Source organism: Mycobacterium sp. GA-0227b, assembly GCF_001499855.1.
Lineage (GTDB): Bacteria > Actinomycetota > Actinomycetes > Mycobacteriales > Mycobacteriaceae > Mycobacterium.
On sequence record NZ_LQIK01000032.1, the window covers coordinates 249,129 to 254,934 of the forward strand.

At 62.2% G+C, this 5,806-nt stretch carries 4 protein-coding genes; 3 read left to right on the forward strand and 1 reads right to left on the reverse strand.

The features are described from left to right. Positions 1–379: 379 nt before the first annotated feature. Positions 380–1,102, reverse strand: coding sequence for an O-methyltransferase (locus AU185_RS21905; RefSeq protein ID WP_156425629.1), 723 nt, complete (start codon positions 1,100–1,102; stop codon positions 380–382). 206 nt (positions 1,103–1,308) lie between these two features. On the opposite strand from AU185_RS21905, the gene AU185_RS21910 reads away from it, so the two are divergent. The 3 genes from AU185_RS21910 to AU185_RS21920 all read left to right on the forward strand — a co-directional run bounded on the left by AU185_RS21910 (position 1,309) and on the right by AU185_RS21920 (position 5,346). After that, positions 1,309–2,646 (forward strand): wax ester/triacylglycerol synthase domain-containing protein, encoded by a 1,338-nt coding sequence (locus tag AU185_RS21910; protein WP_059098205.1) that lies wholly within the window; start codon positions 1,309–1,311, stop codon positions 2,644–2,646. Between the two features lie 94 nt (positions 2,647–2,740). Further along, positions 2,741–4,009 (forward strand): glycosyltransferase, encoded by a 1,269-nt coding sequence (locus tag AU185_RS21915; protein ID WP_059098204.1) that lies wholly within the window; start codon positions 2,741–2,743, stop codon positions 4,007–4,009. A gap of 68 nt (positions 4,010–4,077) precedes the next feature. Continuing rightward, positions 4,078–5,346, forward strand: a complete 1,269-nt coding sequence (locus AU185_RS21920; RefSeq protein ID WP_059098203.1) for a glycosyltransferase — start codon at positions 4,078–4,080, stop codon at positions 5,344–5,346. Positions 5,347–5,806 lie beyond the last annotated feature (460 nt).

A 5,806-nucleotide genomic window follows, 5' to 3' on the forward strand; every position in this document is an offset into this window, starting at 1 on the left:
GGGTGTGAGTCAGGCCCTGCGGATAGGCTTCCGGAGATTTCCCACCCGCTGCTCCCTGCGATGCGCGCGCGGAAACCCAGCAGTTCTCGGTCAGCGATACTACGAGAGTCTACGGCTGCCACTGGGCGATATCTTTCCGCGTTCTAGGTACTTGAGCACCACAGTATACCAAGGACAATTCTCCGAGAACTAGCCTGACCCATTTCCCTCCGAACCAGTTGAGATCACAATTGCTCAGCGAATGCTTTCCGCAATTTGTACTCATGAACTATCTGTTTAGATCAAGTCGCTGTGACCTCCACTCTTGACGTTACTGACCACGTCGATCGACTCGGAGGATCGGAGATATTGGAAATGGAGAGATTACGATGATGACCACTCAGGACCGGTCGGTGCCTCGCGCCAAGTCTCCAGCGGCGCGGCGCGCAACGACGAGGTGACCACCTCGGAAGTTGGCTATGTTGGTGGCGACCTGGTAGTGGCCACGCACGGCATCGATCAACGCGCTGACGCAATCGGTGAGCGATAAGCCGTTGTACAACGACCAATAGTCACAATAAACGTCTCCCAAAACGTAAACGCCACTGCTGCTCAACGCATTTTCGAACAGGCAGTGGAAAGAATCCACCATACGTGAACTCGTTTGGCTTCCGGCATCGATGATGACATCGAACGGGCCGAATTCTGCGGCCACTTCTCTCAGGAAAGACAGATAATGCTCACCGCCGATGCGGACGTGAACGCTTCCTGAATCGGCGATTCTCAACAACTTTGAGTCAATGTCAATTCCAACGATAAGCGAATCGGGGTGAAGGTATTCCTGCCACATCTGTAGCGAGTCTCCGTAGAAGCTGCCGATCTCCAACATCCTGATCGGGCTGGTTCGGATGTCGCTACCTTCGTAGATCGGCAAGTAGTGCGACAACTTATGGACTCTCGGAGCGCGGTCGATTACCTCGGCCATCTCACTGTGCAGCTCGGTGTCCACAGTCGACCAAGTGGTCACTGAAGCGAGATCTCGCCCCAGCGCTCTCAACATTCTGCGTACGCCTCCGTAGCGGCTGCGCCGCGCGATGGGCGAATACTTCAGAATGACCTTCACAATAGGCAGCCTGTCATTCGCAGTGTTCAGATGCCGGTGGTATGGCTCGCTGCGATGGAGTGTAGGGCGGGGGTTCCTGATGGTAACGGTAGATCTGGCAAGCTCAGAACGAACAGCTCTACATCGCCATGTGTGCCGTAGCTCATCGGCACATGTTTCGCAGCGGTGTACCGCTTCGAAGAAGTCGTCGGAAGTACTGTACGACAATGGAGAACGTACTCGATCCGCTTGACCAGTTCACGTTTGACGCTGAGCGAGCGACGGGAGTCGCGTCGATCCCCCACCCTTTCTGGGTGTACAACCGCCCGGTCGACATCGACGGTCTGCGGAAGTTTCAGCATCACCTTCGGAAGGGATTGCTAGCGCGCCGCATCCAACCGTCACCACTGCCGTTCGGCCGCCACCGCTGGGTATCAGCTGAGGGTCCATCTGACATTGAGATTGTCGCGACGCCTCGCCCGCGTGAAGAGCTCGACGCCTGGTTCGAGGAGCAGGCCACCACTCGAATCGATCCCGAGCATGGACCGGGATGGCATCTTGCGGTGCTGCCCTTCACCGACGGCGGCGCGGCGGTGAGTATGGTCATCTCGCACTGCATCACCGACGGAATCGGGCTTTTCACGGCGATTGCGGATGCGGCGGAAGGCCGCGATGCCCCGATCAGCTGGCCTGCTGCTGGGTCGCGCCGGCGGTGGCAGGCTCTGCGCGAGGACGCCGGTCAGGCCGTGCGCGACATTCCCGCTCTCGGCCGCGGCGCCGTTGCCGCGGTGCGGCTGGCCCGGCGTGCCAGCCGCGAGGCTGCCGGAGCCGCGTCGTCGACCAGACCGCTTAAGCTGCCCACTGGCGCCGACGAACCCGTCACGCCCTCCGTGGCAACGGCTTTCGTCAACGTCGACAAGTGGGATGCTCGTGCCGACGCGCTCGGCGGGACCAGCAACGCGTTGCTTGCGGGATTGGCGGCCAACCTGGCCCAGCGAAAGGGTCGGGTCACCGCAGACGGCTCAGTTCTCATGAAGCTGCTGGTCAACGAGCGCGTCGCCGGTGATACGCGCGCCAACGCGATCAGCAGTCTCACGGTCACCGTCGACCCCGCTTCTGCGACGACAGACCTGCGCGAGACCCGGGCCGCAGTCAAGAAAGCGCTGACCAGCCACCAGGAGTTGCGCGGCGACGAGCGGGCGGTGATGTCCTTCGTTCCCTTGTTGGGCCTGTTGCCCAAGCGGCTTGTCAGGCTCTTCGACAAGACCGTCGTCGTATCCAGCATGGGGGCGGTCGAACCGGCTGTCATCCGGCCAGACGGCACGGATGCCGACCTCTTCGGCGCGAGGGTTTCCTATCCGACCGTCAGCAAAGCGTTGATGGACAGCATGGGCGGAGTGCTGTACGTGTTGTCGGCAACTACGCAGCGGCAGGTCTCCGTCACGGTCACCGCTTATGAGCCTGGCTGTACCAACTCGAATGAATCTCTGCGACAAGATCTTTCGAGCGCCCTGAACGACTTCTCGCTCACTGGCACGTATATCGGCGTGCCCCCAACCGCGTAACAGGGGACGAACCAGCGAGGTCGTCAATATATTGCCGTATGTTCGAAGACCCGGGCGAGAAACCGCGCGGAGTAGTGAAAGGCCAAGACCTGCGATGAAGTTCGTGCTGGCATGTTATGGAACTCGCGGCGATGTCGAGCCCTGCGCCGCCGTCGGCCGTGAGCTGCTGCGCAGAGGGCACGACGTGCGCACGGCCGTAGCGCCTGACCTGCTTGGCTTCGCCGAATCGGCTGGGCTCCCGGCGGTTACTTATGGACCGGACGCGCGGAAGTGGCAAGACCTGCACCGCGACGTGTTGACGCATATGTCCCGCAAGTTCTGGAAGGTCCCGGAGCTGGTCAGGTTGGTGCGCCAAGATCGAGAACTCTTCGACCAGTGCTGGGACGACACCCGCACGACGCTGATGTCGCTGGCGGACGGCGCCGATCTGCTGCTCACCGTGGTGATCGCCGAGCAGGTCGCCGCGAACATCGCTGAGTACTACGACATTCCGCTGGCCACGCTGCACACCGTCCCGATGCGGGCCAACGGTCAGCTCATTCCGGTCCTGCCGGCGCCGCTGGCCTGGTCCGCAATGACGGTGTCCGAGTGGCTGGGTTGGCCTGCCGTGAAAAGGCTCGAGGACGCACAGCGGCGCGAACTGGGATTACCCAAGGTGATGGGTCCCGCGTCGCGACGGATTGCCGAGCGCGGATCGCTGGAAATCCAGGCCTATGACGAGGTGTGTTTCCCCGGGCTGGCTGCCGAATGGGCGAAATTCGGCGGCCAGCGCCCCTTCGTCGGCGCGCTGGCGACAGAGTTGGCGACGGATGCAGACGAGGAGGTCGCCTCGTGGATTGCCGCGGGAACACCGCCGATTCTGTTTGGCTTCGGCAGCACGCTGGTCAAGTCTCCCGCCGATACGGTCGCCATGATCAGCGCGGCCTGCGCGGAGTTGGGCGAGCGGGCATTGATTTGCTCCGGCGCCACCGACTTCAGCCAGGTGGCACATTCGGACCATGTCAAGGTCGTCGGCGCAGTCTCGTACGCCGCCACCTTTTCCGCCTGCCGCGCTGTGGTACACCACGGTGGCGCGGGGACCACGGCCGTCGGACTACGCAGTGGAGTCCCCACGTTGGTCCTTTCGACGTGGGGCGATCAAACGATCTGGGGGACGAGGATCAAACAACTCAAAGTGGGTACCGCACGGCGCTTTTCGGCAACCACCCGGGAGTCACTCGTCGAAGACCTGCGCACCATCCTCGCCCCGGAATGCCTCGCCCGGGCCCGCGAACTCGCGACTCGAATGAGCAAACCCGCCGAAAGCGTCACGGCGGCGGCTGATCTGATGGAGAACTTTGCGCGCACCCGCCGTATCGGCTGATCGGCAGCGGCCATCGGTTAAACTTCGGCCGCTGAACGGGGGCCGAAGCTGAGAGGCAAGGATCCGCGATGAAGTTCGCGTTGGCATCCTATGGAAGTCGTGGCGATGTCGAGCCTTGCGTCGCCATCGGCCGAGAGTTGCAGCGTCGGGGCCACGACGTCCGCATAGCCGCGCCGCCTGATCTGGTGCGCTTCGTCGAATCGGTTGGGCTGGCGGCGGTCCCGTACGGACCGGATGTGCAGGCCATCCTGGGAGCGCACCGCGAATTCTGGACGTACTTCTTCCGCAACTTCTGGAAAGTGCGACAGCTGATTCAGATGCGACGCGAAATCGCGAACCCCGTGATCCAGCGTTGGGACGAGATCGGCGCCACGCTGACCTCACTGGCGGACTGGGCCGACGCGTTGGTCACCGGCGTGAACTTCGAGCAACCCGCCGCCAATGTCGCGGAGCGCTACGGCATTCCGCTGGCCACGGTGCATCTCTTTCCGATGCGGGCCAACAGCCACTTCCTGTCGTTCCTGCCGGCGGCGTTGGGCCGCTCAACGATGAAAATGTACGAGTGGCTGGGATGGCGCGCGGCCAAGAAGCTCGACGACACACAGCGCCGCGAACTACGTCTACCGAAGGCCACCGGCCCCTTGCCGCAGCGGATCACCGAACACGGATGGCTGGAAATCCAAGCCTACGACGAGGCGTGCTTTCCCGGGCTGGCCGCCGAATGGGCCGAATTTGGTGGTCAACGGCCATTTGTCGGCGCGCTGGTGTTGGACTTGCCGAGCGATGCCGACGAGGATGTGGCGTCGTGGATTTCGGCGGGACCACCACCTATTTTCTTCGGCTTCGGCAGCGTGGGGGTGGAGTCTCCGGCCGACACTCTCGAGATGATCAGCTCGGTCTGTGCGCAATTGGGCGAGCGGGCGTTGGTGTGCTCCGCTGGATCCGACTTCACCGACGTCTCCCCTCCTGAGCACGTCAAGGTGGTGGACACGATGAATTACGCGGCCGCTTTTCCGGCTTGCCGCGCGTTGGTGCACCACGGTGGCACCGGCACCACGTCGATCGGTCTGCGCGCTGGCGTCCCGACGCTGATCCTTTCAACGGACATCGACCAGACACTCTGGGGATCTCGGGTGAAGCGGCTGAAGGTGGGCACCGCCCGTCGCTTGTCGCGTACCACGCGCGAATCGCTGGTGGCGGATCTGCGCACTGTCCTCACCGCGGAGTCCGTCACCCGGGCCCGCGAAGTCGCCACCCAGATGACCAACACCGCCGAAAGCGTCGCGGCCGCCGCCGATCTCATCGAGAAGCTCGCCGGCCCCGGGCTCGATGAGTGATGCCGGTCCTCGTCTTCGAGGCCACGCCTGTCCGCTCAGCGAATCTCCGCAAACAGCAATCCTTCGTTGCAGGTCGCAGGACCGCAGGCCTACCAGCGAACCTTTGCCGCCGCACATCGTGACAGAGCCTGCCATATTAAATGGCAGATACTGCCACATAAAAATGGCAGATCCTGTCAGAATTAATCAAAATTGACTTCCGCGAAAGCGCGCATAGGCTTGGCAGGACTTTAGTAGCGTCCCCTACCTACGTCGACTAATTGCGGTGGCGAACTGCTGGCGGGAACCGAGCCCGAGGCAGTAGCCACCATGTAGTCGTGGCTAACGATGAGGAGCAGTACAGCTTGAGACCGACCTTCGCTAATGCACACAGCACCAAGCATTTGAGCTACGAAAAGACCTCGACCAAGACGCCGCTGAGGAGTTCGCGCGAGAGGCTGGCACTGGGCCTGACTGACGA